This window comes from Paracraurococcus lichenis (assembly GCF_030657435.1).
GTDB classification, from domain to species: Bacteria; Pseudomonadota; Alphaproteobacteria; order Acetobacterales; family Acetobacteraceae; genus Paracraurococcus; species Paracraurococcus lichenis.
Genome location: NZ_JAUTWS010000488.1, coordinates 1 through 452 on the forward strand (window position 1 = coordinate 1; position 452 = coordinate 452).

1 protein-coding gene is annotated in these 452 nt (G+C 68.1%); it reads right to left on the reverse strand.

All coding sequences use genetic code 11. The annotated features are described in order from the left end of the window. On the reverse strand, positions 1-452 hold a 452-nt coding region (locus tag Q7A36_RS40920; RefSeq protein WP_305109497.1), incomplete at both ends, for a hypothetical protein.

Here is a 452-nt window from a genome sequence, read left to right on the forward strand (position 1 = left end):
CCGCCGTGCGAGCGCGTCCTTGACCAGACCCGGCGTCAGCGTCGCGGGCTTGCGCCAGCCACTAGGCCGGACCAATGCGACGACCTCTGGTTCCGCCTTGGCGGTAAGCAGGACCAGCAGGACGCGGCCGATCTGGACCAGGTGAAGCCAGCGCAGCAGGACCGTCCGGCTTCGCTGCCACATCGCGCCCAGGCCATCGGTGAGCTTGAGGGCGGCGAACAGCGGCTCAATGGTCCAGCGCTTGGAGTAGGCATCGACGATCTCGACGGCTGACAGGGCCAAGTCGGTCGACAGCAGCAGGCGCCGCTTCGCCCAAGCACCGCTGCCCTTGTGAAGTTCACACCAGACCGCCTGCACAGTGACGCCACGCAGAAATCGGGGACGGCAGACGCAGTGGCGCAGGCGAGCCATCCGGCCGCCATAGCCGTCGATGCGGTGCTGCGAGACCGGCA